Origin of the sequence: Streptantibioticus ferralitis (genome assembly GCF_029223525.1) — a bacterium.
Lineage (GTDB): Bacteria > Actinomycetota > Actinomycetes > Streptomycetales > Streptomycetaceae > Streptantibioticus_A > Streptantibioticus_A ferralitis.
On record NZ_JARHTQ010000007.1, the window covers coordinates 62,117 to 82,735 of the forward strand.

20 protein-coding genes and 4 pseudogenes are annotated in these 20,619 nt (G+C 70.3%); 10 read left to right on the forward strand and 14 right to left on the reverse strand.

Annotated elements, in window-relative coordinates:
• Positions 1 to 80: 80 nt before the first annotated feature.
• The 3 genes and pseudogenes from P2L57_RS12975 to P2L57_RS40720 form a co-directional block, all read right to left on the reverse strand.
• A complete protein-coding gene (locus P2L57_RS12975) occupies positions 81 to 1,346 on the reverse strand; it encodes a phenylacetate--CoA ligase family protein (RefSeq protein WP_275813110.1) in 1,266 nt (421 codons plus the stop codon).
• A gap of 99 nt (positions 1,347 to 1,445) precedes the next feature.
• Entirely contained in the window at positions 1,446 to 1,832 is a 387-nt protein-coding gene (locus tag P2L57_RS12980; protein ID WP_372515694.1) for a GNAT family N-acetyltransferase, read from the reverse strand.
• A pseudogene (locus P2L57_RS40720) lies at positions 1,798 to 1,974 on the reverse strand (GNAT family N-acetyltransferase); the annotation flags it as partial. The pseudogene P2L57_RS40720 and the gene P2L57_RS12980, both read right to left, overlap by 35 nt.
• A 176-nt stretch (positions 1,975 to 2,150) precedes the next feature.
• On the opposite strand from P2L57_RS40720, the gene P2L57_RS12985 reads away from it, so the two are divergent.
• The 3 genes from P2L57_RS12985 (at position 2,151) to P2L57_RS12995 (ending at position 6,057) form a co-directional block, all read left to right on the forward strand.
• Complete coding sequence (locus P2L57_RS12985) at positions 2,151 to 3,527, forward strand: serine hydrolase domain-containing protein (RefSeq protein ID WP_275813112.1); 1,377 nt, start codon at positions 2,151 to 2,153, stop codon at positions 3,525 to 3,527.
• Between the two features lie 82 nt (positions 3,528 to 3,609).
• Positions 3,610 to 3,900 (forward strand): hypothetical protein, encoded by a 291-nt coding sequence (locus P2L57_RS12990; RefSeq protein ID WP_275813114.1) that lies wholly within the window; start codon positions 3,610 to 3,612, stop codon positions 3,898 to 3,900.
• 39 nt (positions 3,901 to 3,939) lie between these two features.
• Positions 3,940 to 6,057: an acetate--CoA ligase gene (locus tag P2L57_RS12995; RefSeq protein WP_275813116.1), complete on the forward strand. Its 2,118-nt coding sequence runs from the start codon at positions 3,940 to 3,942 to the stop codon at positions 6,055 to 6,057.
• A gap of 18 nt (positions 6,058 to 6,075) precedes the next feature.
• Here the strand turns inward: P2L57_RS12995 and P2L57_RS13000 are convergent, their stop codons facing one another.
• The 3 genes and pseudogenes from P2L57_RS13000 to P2L57_RS13010 all read right to left on the reverse strand — a co-directional run.
• On the reverse strand, positions 6,076 to 6,510 hold the full coding sequence (locus P2L57_RS13000; protein WP_275813118.1) for a hypothetical protein: 435 nt from the start codon (positions 6,508 to 6,510) through the stop codon (positions 6,076 to 6,078).
• Positions 6,511 to 6,633: 123 nt separating this feature from the next.
• Positions 6,634 to 7,803, reverse strand: coding sequence for an elongation factor Tu (gene tuf / locus P2L57_RS13005; RefSeq protein WP_275813120.1), 1,170 nt, complete (start codon positions 7,801 to 7,803; stop codon positions 6,634 to 6,636).
• A gap of 299 nt (positions 7,804 to 8,102) precedes the next feature.
• Positions 8,103 to 8,642, reverse strand: a pseudogene (locus P2L57_RS13010) (DUF2201 family putative metallopeptidase); the annotation flags it as partial.
• 222 nt (positions 8,643 to 8,864) lie between these two features.
• On the opposite strand from P2L57_RS13010, the gene P2L57_RS13015 reads away from it, so the two are divergent.
• Entirely contained in the window at positions 8,865 to 9,944 is a 1,080-nt protein-coding gene (locus P2L57_RS13015; protein ID WP_275813123.1) for a MerR family transcriptional regulator, read from the forward strand.
• 231 nt (positions 9,945 to 10,175) lie between these two features.
• Positions 10,176 to 10,508: pseudogene (locus P2L57_RS13020) on the forward strand (SDR family NAD(P)-dependent oxidoreductase); the annotation flags it as partial.
• On the opposite strand, the gene P2L57_RS13025 reads toward P2L57_RS13020, so the two are convergent.
• From P2L57_RS13025 to P2L57_RS13040, 4 genes are all read right to left on the reverse strand, one after another.
• Positions 10,442 to 10,948, reverse strand: coding sequence for a DinB family protein (locus P2L57_RS13025; protein ID WP_275813127.1), 507 nt, complete (start codon positions 10,946 to 10,948; stop codon positions 10,442 to 10,444). The pseudogene P2L57_RS13020 and the gene P2L57_RS13025 overlap by 67 nt on opposite strands.
• Positions 10,945 to 11,508: a DUF5565 family protein gene (locus P2L57_RS13030; protein WP_275813129.1), complete on the reverse strand. Its 564-nt coding sequence runs from the start codon at positions 11,506 to 11,508 to the stop codon at positions 10,945 to 10,947. The genes P2L57_RS13025 and P2L57_RS13030 overlap by 4 nt, the downstream gene beginning before the upstream one ends.
• Positions 11,509 to 11,601: 93 nt before the next feature.
• Positions 11,602 to 12,603: an MASE1 domain-containing protein gene (locus tag P2L57_RS13035; RefSeq protein WP_308292465.1), complete on the reverse strand. Its 1,002-nt coding sequence runs from the start codon at positions 12,601 to 12,603 to the stop codon at positions 11,602 to 11,604.
• A 90-nt stretch (positions 12,604 to 12,693) separates the two neighbouring features.
• Positions 12,694 to 12,894, reverse strand: coding sequence for a hypothetical protein (locus P2L57_RS13040; RefSeq protein WP_275813132.1), 201 nt, complete (start codon positions 12,892 to 12,894; stop codon positions 12,694 to 12,696).
• A 29-nt stretch (positions 12,895 to 12,923) separates the two neighbouring features.
• On the opposite strand from P2L57_RS13040, the gene P2L57_RS13045 reads away from it, so the two are divergent.
• Positions 12,924 to 13,127 carry a hypothetical protein gene (locus P2L57_RS13045; RefSeq protein WP_275813134.1) on the forward strand — a complete coding sequence of 68 codons (204 nt, stop codon included), beginning with the start codon at positions 12,924 to 12,926 and terminating at the stop codon, positions 13,125 to 13,127.
• A gap of 480 nt (positions 13,128 to 13,607) precedes the next feature.
• On the opposite strand, the gene P2L57_RS13050 is transcribed toward P2L57_RS13045, so the two are convergent.
• Positions 13,608 to 14,582 carry a cation diffusion facilitator family transporter gene (locus P2L57_RS13050; protein ID WP_372515705.1) on the reverse strand — a complete coding sequence of 325 codons (975 nt, stop codon included), beginning with the start codon at positions 14,580 to 14,582 and terminating at the stop codon, positions 13,608 to 13,610.
• 15 nt (positions 14,583 to 14,597) lie between these two features.
• Between P2L57_RS13050 and P2L57_RS40725 the strand changes: the two genes are divergently transcribed.
• The 3 genes from P2L57_RS40725 (at position 14,598) to P2L57_RS13065 (ending at position 15,579) form a co-directional block, all read left to right on the forward strand.
• Positions 14,598 to 14,765, forward strand: coding sequence for a hypothetical protein (locus tag P2L57_RS40725; protein ID WP_303656275.1), 168 nt, complete (start codon positions 14,598 to 14,600; stop codon positions 14,763 to 14,765).
• A gap of 50 nt (positions 14,766 to 14,815) precedes the next feature.
• The gene (locus P2L57_RS13055) at positions 14,816 to 15,172 is read left to right on the forward strand and encodes an ArsR/SmtB family transcription factor (protein WP_275813140.1); all 357 of its coding nucleotides are present in this window, start codon (positions 14,816 to 14,818) and stop codon (positions 15,170 to 15,172) included.
• Positions 15,173 to 15,267: 95 nt separating this feature from the next.
• Positions 15,268 to 15,579 carry an ArsR/SmtB family transcription factor gene (locus P2L57_RS13065; protein WP_372515695.1) on the forward strand — a complete coding sequence of 104 codons (312 nt, stop codon included), beginning with the start codon at positions 15,268 to 15,270 and terminating at the stop codon, positions 15,577 to 15,579.
• A gap of 76 nt (positions 15,580 to 15,655) precedes the next feature.
• On the opposite strand, the gene P2L57_RS13070 is transcribed toward P2L57_RS13065, so the two are convergent.
• Positions 15,656 to 16,867, reverse strand: coding sequence for a pyridoxal phosphate-dependent aminotransferase (locus P2L57_RS13070; RefSeq protein WP_275813143.1), 1,212 nt, complete (start codon positions 16,865 to 16,867; stop codon positions 15,656 to 15,658).
• A 94-nt stretch (positions 16,868 to 16,961) separates the two neighbouring features.
• On the opposite strand from P2L57_RS13070, the gene P2L57_RS13075 reads away from it, so the two are divergent.
• The gene (locus tag P2L57_RS13075) at positions 16,962 to 17,609 is read left to right on the forward strand and encodes a winged helix-turn-helix transcriptional regulator (RefSeq protein ID WP_372515696.1); all 648 of its coding nucleotides are present in this window, start codon (positions 16,962 to 16,964) and stop codon (positions 17,607 to 17,609) included.
• Between the two features lie 78 nt (positions 17,610 to 17,687).
• Here the strand turns inward: P2L57_RS13075 and P2L57_RS13080 are convergent.
• Positions 17,688 to 18,451, reverse strand: a pseudogene (locus P2L57_RS13080) (ArsR/SmtB family transcription factor).
• Between the two features lie 61 nt (positions 18,452 to 18,512).
• Entirely contained in the window at positions 18,513 to 20,021 is a 1,509-nt protein-coding gene (locus tag P2L57_RS13085; protein ID WP_275813150.1) for a DHA2 family efflux MFS transporter permease subunit, read from the reverse strand.
• Positions 20,022 to 20,619 lie beyond the last annotated feature (598 nt).

Sequence of the window (20,619 nt, forward strand, 5' to 3'; positions counted from 1 at the left end):
CCCCCCCACCGCCGCGTACCCGGACCCGCCGCCGGACCGCTTCCGGTCCGGCGGCGGGCATCCGCGTCGGCTGGGCGGGGTCAGCCCAGCCGTTCGTCGATCAGCCGGACCAGCTTCCCCGTCCGGGGGTTGAGGGTCAGGTCGTCCACCGCCACCCACTCGACGGCGAGCGGGTGGATCAGTCCTTGCCGTACGTGCTCGTCGAACATCGGCCGTACGCCGGCCAGCCGTTCCACCAGTACGCGCTGCACAGCCGCCCGGTCCGCGGCTTCGCCCGAGTGCGCCGCGAGGCGCAGCACCAGCTCGTCCCTGGCCTCCCGGTGCCGTAGCACCACCTGCACCCCCGCGACCAGGCCCTGTTCGTCGGCGCCCTCGACCAGCTGCCGCAGGTCCTCCAGATACACGGTGACCGGTCCGACCCGGGCCCCCTCCTCGGAGCGGCCGAGCAGCCGGAAACGGCGCCGGGGGAAGTCGACCCACTCGGCCATGTCGCCGACGGGGTAGCGGATCATCGGCATCAGCCGCCGTACCAGGTCGGTTGCGACCACCCGTCCGGGGCGGCCCGGTTCCTCGATGGGCTCACCGGTCTCGGGGTCGAGCAGTTCCACGACCTTGTCCGGGGCGAAGACCTCGTGCACCCGTGTGTCCGCTTCCCCCGCGACCGGCCCGGCCAGTACCCCGGCGTCCACGCTGGCATAGCCGATGGAGCGGACCTCGATGCCGGGGAACGCCTTGTCCAGCAGCGCGAGTTGATCGGCGTAGAGGGCCTCGCCGCTGAACAGGGCCAGACGGACGCCCGGCAGCGTACCGACCGCGTTGATGACTTCAAGGGCGAGGCGGCACAGCGAGGTCGGCGGTGCGGCGACCACGGTGGCGGAGAAGTCGCGCAGCGCGCCGACGGTGAAGTCCAGTGGACTGGCGCCGCCGATCGGCAACTGGACCGTGGGGACGGGTGCGTCCTGGAGGCAGTTGAGGGTGAAGACGAAGCTGGAGTACAGCTCACCCGCGTAGAAGAGGTTGGCGACCCGGTCTCCGGCACGCAGCCCCGCGGCCGGTAGCCCGTCACCGAACCGGCGGCTCATCGCCCGCCACTCGTCCCGGGTGTAGACGGACACCCGTGGCGAGCCCGTGGTGCCCCCGGTCTTGAAGACGATTCCGTCGGTGTGCGGCCCGGTCAGCACCCGGCTGCCGTCAATGCCGTGCGCCTGCCAGTACGCCGTGTGATCGATGAGCGGCAGTGCGGCGAGTTCGGCCGTCCCCGGAGGTAAGGCGGAATACAGGTCGCGATAGAACGGCGAGTGCTCCCGTACGAAGGATATGAGCTCGGCGGTCCGGTGATGGTTCACGTGATCCAACTTCCCTACGAGGCAAGGATTCCAGGGTACTGAAGCCCTGTCACCGTGGATCCGGAGGGAGCCCGGTACCAGCCATCGTCACAGGGCGGACTACGGGCGGATCCGGTACAGCACGTTGCGGCGCAGCGGCCCCTCGGGCGCGCTCGGGTCGTCGAAGTCGTCGGCAGGGTCGTGGGTCATGCCGATCCGGCGCATCACCGCCTGGGAACGGAGGTTGGTGGCGGTCGTCACCGCGACGATCTCGGGCAGGGCGAGCGTCCCGAAGCCGAAGTCCAGACCGGCCAGGGCGGCTTCGGTGGCGTAGCCGTGGCCCCACGCGGATCGGGCCAGCCGCCAGCCGACCTCCACACCCGTGAACGGCAGGCCCTCGTCCACCTCGTCCAGGCCGGTGAAGCCGATGAACTCCCCGCTCTCCCGTACCTCGACCGCCCACCACCCGAATCCCCGCCGGTCGAACTCGGCCTGGAAGCGTGCCATCGAAGCCGCGCTCTGCTCCCGCGTGAGCAGGTCGGGGGAAGTGCTCCCGGACCTCGGGGTCGGCGTTCATCGCCGCCCACGGGTCCAGGTCGGACTCGCGCCACTGGCGCAGCAGCAGGCGTTCGGTGCTCAGTTCGGGCATGCCGCCAAGCTAACGCGATCACGGCAGCCGGGGCGAAGCATTTCACCGGGACCGTCGGGCTGCCGAAACCGTCGGCCCTGGACGCCCGGGCGGCCGGCGAAATTGATTGGGCCGGGCAGCCCGGCCGCGGGTACCGTCAGGCGGTTGCGTTGCCGGTGTGAAGGACGGGTTACCAGATGGACGTCGAACCGCAGGCGTTGCTGCCCACCACCCGGCGGGCTCTGCTGCATCGGCTGGCCGTCGGCCAGGCAGAGGGCCGGACGCCGTCCCTCGTCGGGGCCGTGGTCCGGGAGGGGCGTGCGGTGTGGACCGGGGCGCGCAGCATGCTCGACGACCATCAGCCGACCGACGACGTGCAGTACCGGATCGGCTCACTGACCAAGTCCTTCGTCGCGGTCCTGGTGCTGCGGCTGCGCGACGAGGGGCTGCTGGACCTGGCCGACCCGCTGGAGCGGCATCTGCCCGGTACCCCGGCCGGTGAGTTGACCATCCATCAGCTTCTCACCCACACCTCGGGGTTGGCCGCCGAGACGCCGGGGCCCTGGTGGGAGCGCACACCGGGCGAGCTGCGTCCGGACCTCACGGACGTGCTCGGCGAGCAGCCGGTACGTCATCCGGCCGGTCGCCGGTTCCACTACTCCAACCCCGGCTACGCGCTGCTCGGCGCGCTCGTGGAGCGGCTGCGCGGTGCGCCGTGGGGCGAGGTGCTGCGCCGGGAGGCGCTGGAGCCGCTCGGCATGACACGGACCACGCTGCTGCCGCAGGCCCCGCACGCCGGGGGCTTCGCGGTGCATCCATGGGCGGACGTCATGTTGCCGGAACCGCTTGAGGACACCGGGGTGATGGCGCCAGCCGGCCAACTGTGGTCCACGGCCGCCGACCTGTGCCGATGGGCGGCGTTCCTGGCCGCGGGCGACGAGAAGGTGCTCGGCCCGGCGGCGGCCCTGGAGATGCGCAGGCCCGCCTCGGAACCGGACGACGCGCAGTGGACCGCGGGGTACGGCCTCGGCCTGCAGGTCATCCGGCGGGACGGCCGGACGCTGTACGGCCACGGCGGCTCGATGCCCGGGTTCCTCGCGGGCCTGTGGGTGAGCGAGGCGGACGGTGTCGCGGCCGTCGCGCTGGCCAATGCGACCTCCGGCCCGCACGCCACGGCGATCGCCGCGGATCTGATCCGGATCGTGGCCGAGCACGAGCCGCGCATCCCCGGGCCCTGGCGCCCGCTGCGCGAGGCCGACCCGGACCTGCTCGCGCTGACCGGCCCCTGGTACTGGGGCGCGGCGCCGTTCACGCTGCGGCTACGGGGGGACCGGTCCCTGGAGCTGACCGCGCTCGGCGCGGTGGGCCGCAGCTCGCGCTTCCGCGCGGAGGCGGACGGCACCTGGACCGGCCTGGACGGCTACTACGCCGGTGAGCAGCTACGGGTGGTAAGGGCCGCCGACGGGACGGTCGGCCACCTGGACATCGGCAGCTTCGTCCTGACCCGGCAGCCGTACGATCCGGCCGCGTCGATCCCCGGCGGCGTGGACCCGCGGGGCTGGCGCACCAGCTAGGACCGCGACATCGCGACAAGGCAGCCGCCCGAACCTATTCTGGGAGTGTTCCCTGCATCCGGGTTGCCGGACGGCGATGGCGATGACAGAGCAGTACCTCGCCGGAGAGTTGTCCCAGCTCCTCGCCGAGATGCGGAAGGCGGCCGGGGAGGATCCGCCGCGGGCCCGCCAGGTGAGCGCCCTGCGGCGGCAGGCTGAGGCACTGCCGCCCGCGGCGCTCGGTCCGGTGGTGGAACGCGCGGTGGCGGTGGGCGATGACCTGTGCTGGCGGTCGCTCGGGCGAGGAGACACGGCGGCGTTCGGCGAACAGGCGGCGGTCGTCCACAACGTGTACGAGTTCGGTGTCTGCTCCGGGCTGATCGACGACCGATGAGCCGGGCGGCGCCGGGCGTGAGGCCGGGAGGCTGAGCGCATGAGTACCGCAGGTCCAGGCCGCGACGTTCCCGAGGCGCAGATCGCCGTCCACTGGCGCGAGGAGGAGTACTACTACCCGCCGGCGCGGTTCATCGGCCAGGCGAACGCCTCCGACCCCGGGATCCTGCGGCGGTTCGGCGAGGAGAACTTCCCCGAGTGCTTCCGCGAGTACGCGGACCTGCTGGACTGGGACGCGTACTGGCACACCACGCTGGACACCGGCAACCCCCCGTTCTGGAAGTGGTTCGTCGGCGGGCGGCTGAACGCCTGCCGCAACTGCGTCGACCGGCACCTGCCGACCAGCCGCGACAAGGCCGCCTTCATCTGGGTGCCCGAGCCCGAGACCGAGCCGCCCCGGGTGCTCACGTACCAGGAGCTGTATGTACAGGTCAATGAATTCGCCGCGCTGCTACGGGACTTCTGCGGGATCCAACAGGGCGACCGGGTCACCTTCCACATGCCGATGGTGCCGGAGCTGCCGGTGTGCATGCTGGCCTGTGCGCGGCTCGGGGTGGTGCACTCCGAGGTCTTCGGCGGCTTCAGCGGCATGGCGTGCGGCGATCGGCTGGCGGATTCCGGCAGCCGGGTCCTGGTCACGATGGACGGCTACCACCGGGCCGGGAAGCTGTCCGACCACAAGGCCAAGGCCGACGAGGCGGTCCAGGTCGCGGACAAGCTCGGCCAGCAGGTGGACAAGGTGCTGGTGTGGCGGCGCCACCCTGGCCAGTACGTGTCGCAGACCCCGATGGTCGAGGGCCGGGACTTCTTCGTCGACGATCTGCTGCCCGGCTACCGCGGCCGGCGCGTCGAACCGGAGTCGATGCCCGCCGAGGCGCCGCTGTTCCTGATGTACAGCAGCGGCACCACCGGCCGCCCCAAGGGCGCGCAGCACAGAACCGGCGGCTACCTGTCGTATGTGGCCGGAACGGCCAAGTACTACCTGGACATCCACCCCGAGGACACCTACTGGTGCGCGGCGGACATCGGCTGGATCACCGGCCACTCCTACATCGTCTACGGCCCGCTGGCGCTCGGCACCACAAGCGTGCTGTACGAGGGCGCGCCGACCCACCCGGACGCCGGGCGGTGCTGGCGGATCGCCGAACGGCTCGGGGTGAACATCTTCCACACCGCTCCCACCACGATCCGGCTGCTGCGCAAGCTCGGCCCGGACGAACCCGCCAAGTACGACTACCACTTCAAGCATCTGACGACGGTGGGCGAGCCGATCGAGCCCGAGGTGTGGCGCTGGTACCACGAGGCGGTGGGCAAGGGGGAGGCGGTCATCGACGACACCTGGTGGCTGACCGAGACCGGTGGCTTCCTCGGCGCCACGCTCCCCGCCCTGCAGCCGATGAAGCCGGGCAGCTGCGGCCCCGGCGTTCTGGGCATCTACCCGGTGATCTACGACGACGAGGGGAACACCGTCGAGCCGGGCAGCGGCCGAGCCGGGAACGTCTGCATCCGGAACCCCTGGCCCAGCGTCCTGCAGACCATCTGGGGTCAGCCGGAACGGTTCGTCGAGCTGTACTACGGCAAGTACTGCCGCGACCGGCAGAGCACGGACTGGCGGGACTGGCCGTTCCTGTGCGGCGACGGCGCGGTCCAGGCGGCCGACGGCTACCTGCGCATCCTGGGCCGGATCGACGACGTGATCAACGTGGCCGGGCACCGGCTGGGCACCAAGGAGCTGGAGTCGGCCTGCCTGACCGTGGCGGAGGTCGCCGAGGCGGCAGCCGTTCCGGTCGTCGACGAACTCCGTGGACGCGTGGTCGAGATGTACGTCGCGCTCAACCCGGGCCTGGAACCCGGCGGCGAACTGGAAACCAAGGTGGCCAGGGCGGTTGAGCGGCAGATCGGCCCGATCGCCCGGCCGAAGAAGGTGTGGATCGTGCCCGACATGCCCAAGACCCGGTCCGGCAAGATCATGCGCCGGGTGATCGCCGGTATCTCCAACTTCGCCGACGTGGGGGACACCAGCACCCTCGCCAACCCCGAAGTGGTCGATGCCATCCGGCACTTGGTGCAGAGCAGGAAGCTGGAGAGCGGCGAGGTACCGCGCGAACTCACCGAGCGGGAGATCGAGGAGATCAGATCCTTCGGCCGCGCCGAATGACCGCGGCGGGCTCGCCCTTCAGGGCCGGGCGATGACCGGGAACTGGGCGCCGAATCCCACCTGCCAGGCGGAAGTAGGATACGTACCGCACCTTGCGGAGGGCTGATGCGCGGCAGGGGCGTGCAGTACGACACCGGAACCTTCCCTGACGGCGACAGCGCCCGTCGCACCTTCGAACCGCACCAGGTGGCGCGCGAGATGCGGGTCATCGCCGACGACCTGCACTGCACCGCCGTCCGCGTCACCGGCGGCGATCCCGAACGACTCAGCACGGCAGCCGAGTTGGCGGCCGCCGCCGGACTGGAGGGGTGGTACTCGCCGTTCCCTTGCGAGATGACCGAGGAGCAGATGCTGCCCTACTTCGCGGACTGCGCCGACCGCGCCGATCCGTTGACCGATCTGGACCTGGGCTCCTACGGCATCGTCAAGATGCTCGACGGAACGGCGGCACACACCTACCCCGGCTGCCCTGGGAGCCCAAGGAGGCCTTCCACGCCCTCGCCCGGCACTACGCGCCGTGACCGGTACCTCCCGGTCCGCCTGCTCAGGGACGCTGAGCGGCGGACCGGCGAGGGTTCAGCCGACGGCCGTGACGGTGCCGGCGCCGACGGTCCGGCCGCCCTCACGGATGGCGAAGCCGAGTCCGGCCTCCAACGGCACCGGACGGCCCAACTGCACCGTCATCTCCACGGTGTCGCCCGGCCGCGCGATCCCGACCCCGCCGAGGTCCACATCACCGACCACGTCCGCGGTACGGATGTAGAACTGCGGCCGGTATCCGCTGCCGATCGGGGTACGGCGACCGCCCTGCCCGGTCGGCAGCACGTAGACCCGCGCGGTGAACCGTCCGCTCGGCACGACGCTCCCGGGCGCGGCCACCACATGCCCGCGCCGCACGGTCTCCCGCTGCACTCCGCGCAGCAGCAGCGCGACGTTGTCTCCGGCCTCGGCGGACTCCATCGGCTTGCCGAAGGTCTCCAGTCCTGTGACGGCGGTCTCGATCCCGGCTCCGAGCACCTCGACCCGGTCGCCGACCCGTATCGTGCCGCGCTCCACGGCACCGGTGACGACCGTGCCGCGGCCGGTGATGGTGAGCACGTTCTCCACCGGCAGCAGGAACGGCGCGTCGGTGTAGCGCGTCGGGACCGGTACGTAAGTGTCGACCGCGTCCAGCAGCGCCTCGATCGCCCCGGTCCAGCGCGGGTCGCCCTCCAGCGCGCGCAGCCCGGAGACCCGTACGACCGGCAGGCTCTCGCCCGGGTAGCCGTGCGCGCACAGCAACTCGCGCACCTCCAGCTCGACCAGGTCGGTCAGTTCCGGGTCCCCGGCGTCCGCCTTGTTGAGCGCGACCACGACATGCTCGACTCCGAGCTGCCGGGCGAGCAGTACGTGCTCCGCGGTCTGCGGCATGACGCCGTCGAGCGCCGAGACCACCAGCATCGCGCCGTCCAACTGCGCCGCACCGGTGATCATGTTCTTGACGAAGTCGGCGTGCCCGGGCATGTCCACGTGCGCGTAGTGCCGGGTGGCCGTCTCGTACTCGACATGCGCGATGTTGATGGTGATGCCGCGCGCCGACTCCTCCGGCGCGCGGTCGATCCGGTCGAACGGTACGAACGTGCCGGTCCCCCGGGCGCTGAGCACCTTGGTGATGGCGGCGGTCAGCGTGGTCTTGCCGTGGTCGACGTGCCCCATCGTGCCGATGTTCAGGTGCGGCTTGGTGCGCACGTATGCCTGCTTGGCCATGATTCCTTCCTTGGACACTGCGGTGAGTCCGCGAACCCCTGGGCCCGGCCGACCCTCCCCCTGCGGGGTCCGCGGAAGTGTCCGGGAAGGGTCAGGTTCGGGCGCCGTCAAAGGACGCGGTCGCTGCGAAGGAATCGACGGATCCGGCGGCAGCCCGCAGCGCGTCCGCGACGGCGGACGAGGCTGCGAAGGCGTACCGGAACATGCGGTCAATGATCCATGGCGCGGCGGAGGTTGGCGACTGGTTTTCCGGCGGACACCGACGCGCCGGACCGCTCAGCCGTGCCGCGGCCGCAACGCAACCGGAACACCGGTCCACGGGCGGTGAACGGCAGTGAACCGGCCTGGGGAACCAGGAAGGCGTGCTCGCGGCGGATCCGCAGCATGTCGCAGTAGCCATCGGTGATCACCAGGACGGGCGCCGACGGCGGGAAGCCCTCGGCACGCGGCAGTAGGTCGATGCCCGGCTGCAGCAGCGTGCCGCCGCGGCCGCGCACCCGTACCCGTCCGGCGATCTCCGCGACCGGCGGATAGCCCGCGCCGCGCGGTGCGGCGTCGCAGAACACCACGCGTGCCGCCGGAACGTCCCGGGACTCGGCGTAGGACGCGATCGCGCCCAGCGCCTTGCCCAGCAAGGTGCGGCTCATCGAACCGGAGGTGTCCAGGACGATGCCGAAGGTGCAGCGTGCGATCTCCTCCGGCGGGAAGTACCGGCCCGCGCGCGGGATGTCGGGGGCGGCGGCCTGGCGGCGGGCCGGACGGGCATAACGCCGGTAGAACTCGTCGAGGTCCACGTAGTCCGCCGGTCGGTGGGGGAGCGGTTCACCGAGGATGTCGCCGCGCAGCTCGGGTATGCGGGCGGGAGTGACGGTGACGGCTGCCTGCACGCGCGGGCTCCTTGACAGATGAGATGGGCGCGCAGGTGCGCGGTGTCGTACGGACAGCTTCCGCGCCGCGGACCCTCCGGTACAACCGAATTCGATCAGCGGTTGACCTTCACCTTGGGGGAAGCCACAGCATCAATGGGCCGGGCGATGTGCCCGGCATGAGGAGGAGCGCGCATGGGGTTGCTGACCATCGGGGCTTTCGCGAAGGCGTCCCGGCTGTCACCGAAGGCACTGCGTCTTTACGACGAGCTCGGACTGCTGACCCCGGCGCGCGTCGACCCGACGAACGGCTACCGCCGCTACGACCCGCAACAGCTGGAGCAGGCCCGGCTGGTGGCCTGGCTGCGCCGCCTCGGTGTGCCGCTGGCGCAGATCCGGCAGATCTGTGTGCTGGAAGCGCCCGCCGCGGCGTGGGAGGTACGCGCGTACTGGGCGCGGGTCGAGGCCGATGTCGCGGCCCGGCGGGACCTGGCCGCCTTCCTCATCGACCATCTGTCCCGGAAGGACCCCGAGATGACACTGTCCGTCAAACCGCTGGAAATCCGTTACGCCGCGCTGTCCGACGCCGGACTGGTACGCGAGAGCAACCAGGACACCGCCTACGCCGGATCCCGGCTGCTCGCGGTCGCCGACGGCTTCGGCGGTGGTGGCGCCCCGGCCAGCGCGGCCGCGATCGACGTGCTCAAGTCCCTGGAAACCGACGGGATCCCGGCAGGCAACCTGCTCAACGCCCTCGAAGACACTGTGCAGCAGGCCCAACAGGCCGTGCACGGCATCGCCGCGGCCGACCCCGCACCGCAACAGGTGGGCACCACGCTCACCGCGATGCTCTGGACCGGAACGCAACTGGCCCTGGTCCACATCGGCGACTCCCGCGCCTACCTGCTACGCGACGGCGAGTTCCTGCAGATCACCCACGATCACACCGCGGTCCAGTCGATGGTCGACGAAGGACGCATCAGCGCCGAGGAAGCCGCCTCCCACCCCCAGCGCTCGCTGCTGGCAAGGGCCCTGGCGGGAGCGGGCGAAGCCACTCCCGAGGTACGCCTGCACGATGCTCGACCCGGTGACCGCTATCTGCTCTGCTCCGACGGCCTGTCCGGCGTCGTACCGCCGGAGGCACTGCGCCGGGTGCTCTCGACGGTCTCCGATCCCGAGCAGGCGGTGCGCGAACTGATCGCCCTGGCCAACCGCTCCGGCGGGCCCGACAACGTCAGCTGTGTGGTCGCCGATGTGCTGGAGCCGCGGCAGTAGGTCCGGCTCGGACCGCCTCAACTCCTCCTGGTTTCCGCTCGGTTCATGGCATCGGGGGTGACATGCTTTCGACCGGGCGGTAATTGAGCCCGCCTACTCACGTCGTCTGAGTAGGCGGGCCGATCGACCGCGCTCGGCGGGAGGGTTCGATGGGGGCCATGGACGGAACCATCACCCCCGAGCAAGAGCGCGAAGCGCTGGACCACAACCTGCGGAAGGGCGCGGGAGTTCGACCCAGTACTGTCCGTCAACGTCCGCGCGGTCATACTCGCCGTCCAGACCGCGCTGCGGTTCCTGCCCGGGGGCGGGCGGATCGTCACTGTCGGCAGCAACATCCACGACCACACGCCCTTTCCCGGTATGGCGCTGTACGTGGCGAGCAAGGCCGCGTTGAGCGGTCAGACCAGGGGCCTGGCCCGCGAGGTCGGCCCGCGTGGCATCACGGCGGTCCTCGTCGTAGTCCGGCGTCGGCCGTGCCCGGGCCGCGGGAGCGTACGTCAGGCGCCGACGGTTCCGTCGATGCCCTCGCGCAGGAAGTCGGCGTGTCCGTTGTGCCGGGCGTAGTCGTGGATCAGATGCAGCATCACCAGACGCAGCGACACGTCCTGGCCCCACCTGGGCTGATGGCCGATCACATCGAGCGACTCGGCCTCCCGCTCGATCCGCCGCGAGTGCTCGACCTCGGCCTGCCAGGCCTCGAACGCCCCCGACCGGGTCTGCGCACTCGCGTCGAACGCCGCCTGGTAGTCGCCCTCGTCCGACCACACGAGCGGGATGTCCTCCCCGTTGATCACCCGGCGGAACCATGTCCGCTCAACCTCCGCCATGTGCCGCACCAGGCCGAGCAGCGACAGCGTCGAGGGCGGCATCGACTGACGGCGCAGATCCTCGTCGGAGAGGCCGTCGCACTTCATGGCGAGCGTCGCCCGGTGGTAGTCCAGGAAGGCACGGAGCATCTCGCGCTCGTCCGCTATCAACGGCGGGCCGATCCGTTCGGTGGTCATGAGTGGAAATCCCTTCGCTTGATCTTGGCCATGCGCACCCCGTCCGGGTGGTGCCACACGATGCCCTCGTACTGCGGACGGGCGTGCAGCCAGTCCCGTAGCCCCTCGAAGTCCCGCGGTGCGGCCGCCACATCGGCGCTGACCGACGACGGTGCCCAGCCGTGGCGCACCAGGACGTGCCCCTCGAAGCCATCCGGGTTGCCATTGATCTTCGGCCCCACCAACTCGTAGGTGCCAGGAGCCCACGCCTCCCCCAACCGCTCGGCCTCAGCGTGGAACTTCGCGAACGACGACTGGGACATCGGCTCCCAGCCGACCGCCTTGCCGGTGGTCTCGTCGGTCTGCACGGGCAGGTAGTTCGCGGGCGACCGCCCACCGGCCTTCACCTCGCGCCGCGCCCACCACTCGCCGGACCGGTCGAGCATCACGCACGTCCCGTCCCACTTCCGTGTCGCCGTGCCCTCACCGGCCAGCACCCACTCGCAGTTGGGCGTCACCTCGGGCAGCAGGCCCCCGCGCTCCTGCCGATCGCGCACGAACAGGGTAGGGATCTTACGCATGACTTCCCCCGGTTTGGATGCAGCTTGTCCGGTGCGTAGTGAACCAGTACTGGCCAGCTGACCGGTACCGAATTGGGCGGCGTGCCCCGCGACCTAGCCCGGCGCGAGATGCGCCACCACCTCGGCCAGTTCCTGGCAGGCGTCCTCCACCTTGCGGCGGGTGTTGTTCCGCTCGGTGGTGATCGCGGCCAGTAGGAGTGCGGTCAGGGCGGCGGCGCCGTTGAGGGCCTGCAGGTTGACCATGGTCGCGACGAGACCGTGATGTGCGAACGGTCCGGTGTGATGGGTCGCCGACGTCACCGCGCCCACGGACACGACCAGCGCGCAAGGCGCGGCTCCCGCAAGTTGGAAACGCAGCGCCGCCCAGATGAGTAGCGGGAAGACAAGGAACAGCAGCGACAGGGAGGTGCTGGTGACGCCGAACGTGACCACCACCGTGCCGACCAGCAGGGCCGCCGCCTCGGCCCACTGGAGGAAGGGGACGTCACGGGGCACGCGGACCCTGCGCACGGTCAGCAGCAGTGGTGTGACCACGAGCACGCCCAGCGCGTTGCCCGTCCACCACGCCGACCATGCCGTCCAGAACGAGTCGGCGGGCACCCGGCCGCTGAGCACCAGAGCACCGACGGCCAGCGTCGGATTGACCAGCGTGCCGGCCAATGCGCCCAGGAACACCAGTGCCAGCCCGTCCCGCAGCCGGCCCAACTCGACGCGGAAGCCGACCTGGCGGAGCATCAGGTAGGCACAGATCGGGGCGAGCGTGTTCCCCGCGATGATTCCGACGTCAGCGAGCGGATAGTGCCACGGCAGGAACGTCAGCTCGGAGAAGAGTGCGCCGAGCGCGATCCCCGGCCAGGTCCGCATCCCCCAGTAGAGCAGGTAGGTCAGGGCGATGCCCGAGGGCAGCCAGAGTGGGGAGATGACCTGGTTGCCGGCGACCACCACCCGTTCCGTCTCGCCGAGCCAACTCGTGGCGATGTAGGAGGCGGCGACGACGACCAGCCGAACGGCCGCTGTGGCGTCACGCCGGGGTTCCTCGTTGCGCACCACGGCGGCCATCACACTACGTATCGCTGCCGAAGCCCGTTCCGACACGCGGGAGCGAGCTCCTCAGCCCATCGGACAGGGGAGCGCCGCGGAGCCGTTGGTCGGTGCCGCCAGAGGGACACCCGCCAGCACCGTCCGTCACACCGGCCCGTCGGCCCGCTCCGGGTCGTTGTTCGCGCGTGCCTCCGCGATCCCCGCCCGCGACACCACCCATGTGCGCGCCGCGGCCGCCTGGGGGGCCGGACCGTGCGGCTGGGCCGCTACGGCCTCAGCGTCCGCCGCGTCGGGCAGCCCGTCAGGATCGCCAGCCGGGTAATCCGCGTAATCCGATTCGTCCACGACCACATCAACGGACGAGACGCGCGCAGGTGACGGTGGACTTGTGGCGCTCCCGCCGAAGATCCGGCACCGCCTGCCAGACCGGCGCGACGCTGGTGGGCTCGCTGCTGGGACCGCGGGGCAGGACGCGGCTGACCATGCCGGTCGCTGTGCGGGCGATGCTTCTGGCGCCGGGGCATGCCTGCCCGCCGTCGCTGGGTTGGGCGTTGGCCTGCCAGACGCTGACCGGCTGATGTACGTCCTACAGCCTCGGGCTGGACCAGTGGTTCATCGCAGCGGTTCCGGACGAACTCCTCGGTCGGGCCATGAGGTTGATGACCGCCGGGCTGCTGACCGGTCAGGGTCCGGGCATGACCCTGGCGGGTACCGCCGCCGATTGGGCACCGCCGCCGGGGTCGCGTGCTGACATAGCCGCTGGTTCTCGCAGTGAGAACCAGCCGTTCTTGGACATACCGCCGGGCGGACGACACCCTGGAGATCATGGGGAACACAGCGCACCACAGAACGACGGAGGAAGTCAGAGCCGGATCGCGGCCGAACGCCGGGAGTTGGCGGCCATGTTGGGAGTCGGCGGGCGGCGTCAACTCGTCGGCCGCGACCACGCGATGGCGCTGGATGCCGCGGATCAGCGGCCGCGAGGGTGGCAACTGTCGGCGGCCTGCCGCTCTTTGGGAGCGTGGGTCCGGATAGGGGCGTCGCCCAGGTCGGGCGCGTCAGGCGTGGGCGTGGTGCGCGAGGGCGGCGTGTGGGTCCCGGCCGACGGCGGTGTGGTCGGTGTGGACGGTGGCGGCGGCGAGCCGCGGGACGCCGTGGATGAGGGCGTGCTCGGCCGCGACTGCCAGGTCGTGGGCCTGGACGACGGTCAGATGCGGGTCGACGACGATGTCGGCCTCGGCGTGCAGCGCGTGTCCGATCCACCGCATCCGTACCTGCCCGGTACCGCGGACGCCGTCGATGGCGCGCAGGGCGGTCTCCGCCTTGTCGATCAGAGCCGGGTCGACGGAGTCCATCAGGCGCCGGTAGACCTCGCGGGCGGCGTCCTTGAGGACCATCAGGATCGCTACGGTGATGAGCAGGCCGATGATCGGGTCGGCGGCACGCCAGCCCAGCGCCGCGCCGCCGGCGCCGAGGAGGACGGCGAGGGAGGTGAAGCCGTCGGTGCGGGCATGCAGGCCGTCGGCGACCAGCGCGGCGGAGCCGATACGGCGGCCGGTGCCGATGCGGTAGCGGGCCACCCATTCGTTGCCCAGGAAGCCGACCACGGCTGCGACCGCGACGGCCCACAGGTGGCTGATGTCGTGGGGGTTGAGGAGATGGGCGACGGCCTCGTAGGCGGCCAGCGCGGAGGAGGCGGCGATGGTGAGCACGATGGCGATGCCCGCGAGGTCCTCGGCGCGTCCGTAGCCGTAGGTGTAGCGGCGGTTGGCCGCCCGTCGGCCGAGCATGAAGGCGATGCCCAGCGGGACGGCCGTCAACGCGTCGGCGGCGTTGTGGATGGTGTCGCCCAGTAGTGCCACCGATCCGGACAGCGCGACGATCACCGCTTGGACCACCGTGGTCAGCCCGAGGATGCCGAGCGACAGCGACAGGGTGCGCATGCCTTCGCGGGAGTTCTCCATCGCCGCGTCGACCTTGTCCATGGCCTCGTGGCTGTGCGGGGTGACCATGTGCGCGACGCGATGGCGGATCCGTGCCCATCGGCCATGACCGTCGTCATGGTCATGGCTGTGATCGCCGTGACCGTGTCGGTGTTCGCCCTGGTCGTGACCGCGCTGCCCGGCATCCCCATGCGGGTGGCGGTGGCCACGGCCAGTCTGGTCGTGGTCGTGGGTCGGCTTGCTCACGGGTGCCTCCCCCTCTCGGGCTGGTGACGGCTGGGGCGGAGTGGACGTCGCGCCGCTCCACACATCATTATGTACGCATGAACGCACGCATGCATCTATCAGGTGCGCATGGGTCGCAGGAGCCAGCCGACGGCGAGCGGCTGACGGTGGCCGTGGAGGTGCTGGGGCTGCTCGCCGACCGCACGCGCCTGGCGCTGCTGCGGCGCCTGGGTGCGGGCGAGGCCGATGTGACGACGCTGACGGAGTCCTGCGGCGCGACCCGGACTTCGGTCAGCCAGCATCTGGCGCGGCTGCGGCTGGCCGGGCTGGTGACCACCCGCAAGGAGGGGCGCCGGGTGATCTACGGGCTGCGCCACGGGCACTTGCGGGGACTGGTGGACGAGGCCCTGAACGTCGCTGACCACCAGATCGGCCACCTGCCGCCCCACGACTGACGCCGTTGTGCGGGCGCCTTCGGGCCTGACGGTGCAGCGGGCCGCCCCCGACCTGCGAGCGGCGGCCCAGCGGCGGCTCGCCGTGCTTTCCCGTTGTGGGCCCGGTGCCAGGCGGCGTCCGCCAGCAGGCGCAGGCCGTTGAGGCCGACGATGACGGTGGAGCCCTCATGGCCCGCGACACCGAGCGGAGCATGGAGCAGTCCGCCTGCAGCCACCAGCTACGGCTGCTGCGCAACCTCGGTCCGGGCAGCGGCGCGCGCAAAGGCCGATCCGTGGTCTACGCGCTCTGCGACGACCACGTCGCCGAACTGCTGGACCAGGCCGTTCACCACATCGAACACCTACGGCCGCGCATCAGCGACGCTTCGCCCGCACCGCAAGCGAACACGGCAGCCCCCGTCCGCTGAGCCGTCCGTAGCGGTTCCGTGGCCCGGCCGTGCCCGTCGGCGGCGATTCGACCCCCGTCGTCTCACTGGCGGGTCATCACTGGCGGTATCCCGCGAGGAACCGGCCGATGCGGCTGATGGCCGCCTCCAGATCGTCGGCGTTCGGCAGGGTGAGGATGCGGAAGTGGTCCGGGTGCGGCCAGTTGAAGCCGGTGCCCTGGACGACCTGGATCTTCTCGCGCAACAGCAGGTCCAGTACGAACCGTTCGTCGTCGTGGATCTTGTGCACCTTCGGATCGAGGCGCGGGAAGGCGTAGAGGGCGCCCTTCGGTTTGACGCAGGAGACGCCGGGGATCTCGTTGAGCTTCTCCCAGGCGCGGTTGCGCTGTTCGTGCAGGCGTCCGCCGGGCAGGACCAGGTCCTCGATGCTCTGGCGGCCGCCCAGCGCGGCCTGGATGGCGTACTGGGCGGGGGCGTTGGGGCACAGCCGCATCGAGGCGAGCATGGTCAGCCCCTCCAGGTAGTCCCTGGCGTGCTGTTTGGGGCCGGAGACGACGAGCCAGCCGGACCGGAACCCGGCGACGCGGTACGCCTTGGACAGGCCGTTGAAGGTCAGGCAGACCAGGTCCGGCGCGAGTACCGCGGCGCTGTGGTGCACGGCGTCGTCGTAAAGGATCTTGTCGTAGATCTCGTCGGAGAAGACCATCAGGCCGTGGCGGCGGGCGAGATCGAGGATGCCGTCGAGGATGTCCTTCGGATAGACGGCGCCGGTGGGGTTGTTGGGGTTGATGATCACCACTGCCTTGGTGCGGTCGGTGATCTTCGACGCCATGTCGTTCAGATCCGGTAGCCAGTCGGCCGACTCGTCGCAGATGTAGTGCACCGGCTTGCCGCCCGCGAGGGTGGTCACCGCGGTCCACAGCGGGAAGTCCGGTGCCGGGATGAGGACTTCGTCGCCGTCGTCGAGCAGCGCCTGGACCGCCATGGAGACCAGTTCGGAGACGCCGTTGCCGAGGAAGACGTCGTCGACTCCGACATCGGGCAGGCCACGCTGCTGGTAGTGCTGGGCCACCGCGCGCCGGGCGGGCAGGATGCCGCGCGAGTCGGTGTAGCCATGGGCCTGCGACAGGCTGCGGATCATGTCCTGCAGGATCTCCTCGGGCGCCTCGAACCCGAAGAGCGCCGGATTGCCGGTGTTCAGGCGCAGCACGCTGTGCCCCGCCTCCTCCAGCGCGTTGGCGTGCTCGATCACCGGTCCGCGGATCTCGTAGCAGACCTCGTTGAGCTTGCTCGACTGCCGGAACTCCATGCCGCCGCCTCCCACTTCGCACATCTGCCGCCGGACGGCGGGTGCCGATACTGGACTTGGTTTTACCAAGTTGGCGCTTGGAAAGTCCAACCTCATGTCTAGACTGAGCCGCATGCCACGTCGAAGCTACGACCAGTACTGCGCCATCGCCCGGGCTCTGGACACCGTTGGGGACAGATGGACCCTGCTGATCGTGCGGGAACTGCTGGCGGGCCCCCGCCGCTACACCGACCTGCACGCCGATCTGCCCGGCGTCAGCACCGACGTCCTTGCCTCACGGCTGAGGGACATGGAGCGCGACGGCCTGACGACCCGCCGCCGACTGCCCCCGCCCGCTACCGCCGTGGTCTACGAACTCACCCCGCACGGCCGCGATCTGCTGCCTGTCCTCGTGGCGCTGGCCGGGTGGGGCTCCCCGGCGTTGAGCGAGCGCAGGGCCACCGACGCCATGCGGGCCCACTGGTTCGCCATCCCGCTGATGAGCCGCCTGAAGCACCTGGCCTTCCAGGCGGGCACCATCGAGATACAGCTTGAGGAAGGCGTGTTCCATCTGCGGTTCGATGACGGCGAACTGACCTACGGCGACGGTCCGGCCCAACTCGCCGACGCGCGGCTCATCTTGGGCACCGAGACCTGTGTCGCCATCGCGGACGACTCCCTGTCCCTCGAAGCAGGGCTGAAACAGGGCAGGATCCAGCTGCGTGGCGAGGGCCCCCTCGCCTCCGCACTGCGGCAAACGTGACACCTGCCGTCAAGCGGTACCGCGGCGACGGCAGCGGCGCCGGCTGTCGGCGAGAAGACCGGCGGGGTCCGCGGCCGATCACCGCTCAGGGACCAGCCACGGCTTCTGCGGCAGCGGGGTGCCGGTCTCGATGAAGGACTTCAGGTTGGACAGCACCGCGGCCCAGCCCGCGGCGGCCGCGTTCCGTTCGGCCTCGTCGGCCAGGTTCTCATGGGTCACGGTGAGCCGGACGATCTCGCCGTACGGCTCGATGTCGAAGGTGACCCGGGAGGGGCCGTCGGCCCGCTCATCGCCCGGTGCGGCCCAGGTGGTCACCAGTCGCTTCGGCGGGTCGCTCTCCATGACCGCGCCGACGACATCGGCGACGCCTGTACCGTCCGTGCGCCGGTGCTCCCAGGTCGAGCCGGACTGCCAGTCCGAAACGTTGCTGTGGCCCCAGTACTCGGCCGTCAGATCGGCGTCGGTCAGCGCGTGCCAGACCTTCTCCGGTGTGCTCTCGATGTAGATCACGTACACCAATGCGGGCGTGTCCGCCATGGCGCCCTCCGCTCGTCGTTTCAGTACGCCGAGCGCTTGCAGACGCGGGCGCTCGAACTTGCCGATCCACCGCTCCCGGATGTCATGGAGGGGGACGGGATTGAGGTAGTGGAGCTTCCCCCGTCCGCGCCGCACCGTGCTCATCAGGTTGGCGGCCTCCAGGACGGCCAGGTGCTGGGTGGCCGACTGGCGCGTCATCTCCCGGCACTCGCACAGCTCTCCCAGGGTCTGCCCGTTGTGCTCGTGCAGCCTGTCCAGCAGATACCGCCGGGTCTGGGCGGCCAGCGTTTGAAGACCTGGTCCATGTCCGGCTTGTCCATCTCGGTGCTGTGCACGCCTCACCTTGTGCAGGCAAACGCCTGCATGTCAATGCGGGGAGACGGCGGGGACGGGCCGGTGGCTCCTGCGCTGCGCCGCGACCAGGGCGGCCGCGGGCAACATGCTGCATCCGCTCACCCCGATCAGCGCCCAGTAGGCGAGGTCGACCGCATGCGCCCTGGATATCGGCGCCGGGCTGTAGGTGTAGGGCATACGGGCCAGCAGGAGCACCAGCGTCGCGCTGCCCAGCGAACCGCCCACGTGCTCAAGGGTGTTGAACTGTGTGCTGGCCTGACCGATGTGCGTGGGGGAGAGCGACTGGTAGGCGGCGGTCATCGCCTGGGTGTGCGCCAGCCCGACACCCACGCCCCGGAGCACCGTGGCGGTGATCAGCCACCAGTACGGCGTCGTTGTCGTCAGGAAGGCGAACGGCAGCGTGGCGAGCAGCACGGCGCCGCTGCCGACCAGGACGGTGGCACTGCCCAGCCGCTCGAACAACCGGCCGGACAGCCACATCGCGGCGGCCGTGCCCAGCCCCTGCGGCGCGATGAGCAGACCGGTCCGCCAAGGGTCGTCGCCCCGGACGGTCTGAAGGTACAGCGGCAACAGGATCGTTCCGCCGAACACGACCGCGCCGGTCACCAGCATCGACTGTGCGGCCGCCCGGAACACCCCGTTCCGGTAGAGCCGCAGATCCAGCAGCGGACTTTCTCCCTGGAGCGACCAGACGATGAAGGCCGTGATCAGTACGGTCCCGGCGCACAACGGGACCACCACGGCCGGGCAGCCCAACTTCCCGGCATGACCGGCCTGGGTCAGCGCGAACGTCAGGGAGGCCAGCCCGGGGGAGACCAGCAGCAGCCCGATCACATCGAGGGATGCCGTGGGACGCGGCGGCCTGGGCTCCACGAGTCGGCGCGCCAGGAGCGTGGCGACGATACCGAGCGGCACGTTGATGAAGAAGATCGAACGCCAACCCTCGTAGGCCAGCAGTCCGCCACCCGCCAGCGGCCCGAGGACCGCGACCAGCATCACCGGAATGCTGAAAGCGGCCATGGCCCTCGGCAGCCGATGGGGGCCGGCGGCGGTGACGAGCATGATCCGGCTGACCGAACTGATCAGTCCGGCGCCGACTCCCTGCACCGCGCGGACGCCGATGAGCTGCCAAGGGGCCTCGGACAGGCCGCACAACGCGGATGCGACGGTGAAGACGCCCATCGCGGTCAGGTACATCTGCTCCGGGCCGAATCGCTGCGCGGCCCAGGTACTTGTGGGGACCGCGGCCGCGAAGGCCAGCATGTAGGCCGAGACGATCCACTGCGTGGTGCTCAACGACATGTGCAGGCCGGTGGACAGCGACCGCAGCGCGACATGGACGACGGACGAGTCGAGGTAGAGCATGACCGCGCCCAGCAGGACGACGAACATGGTCAGGCGCAGTCGGCCCGACCATCTCCCGTTCTCCTCAAGGGGCGTGGGCTCCTGGGACCAACTCGCCTCGCGGGGCGCGGGTCGCCGGGCATGCCGCCCATGGGCGGCGGCTTTACCTTTCTTCATCGCGGCGCAGCCGCATCGAAGCATCGCGGACGCGCGCCCTTGAAACGCTTCGCCCGAGATGGGCAATCCGTCTGACCCAGGCACTGGCGACCGCGGCACGACCAGTGTCCCGCCGGCGTTCCGCATCGTGTCCGGCGAGCTCGAACTGGGCCTCTTCTGGCGCAACAGGCATGGCAGCGATCCCCCTCCCTTTCAGGTAAGGACCCATGAAGGCCAATAGGGTGATTTGTCGCATACGTAGGGTTGCCGACACCCCCGGACTTCATCCAGACACGCCGAAGGGAATCCCCTGAAGGATGGAAAGTTGCTGGCGGTTGTTGACCACTTCTGGCGGTCGCCCGTGGGTGCGGTGCACCAACCGTCCGGGTGGCGGCGTCAGTTCGTCGGCAAGGATCGGCCGGGGGGTCGGGTGGTGCGAGCCCACGTGCCCGGGTGTGTCCGCCTGGCTGTGTGGCAACTGTGAGCCGGTCAAGTCACCCGACTGCCCAATCACCCCAACGTGTGGCGTACAACGGATCACGTCATGGGCAGATACTCCATGCCAATACCGGCAAAACAGCAAATCCAATTGTATGTGCCGGTATTGGAGAGAGGAGCG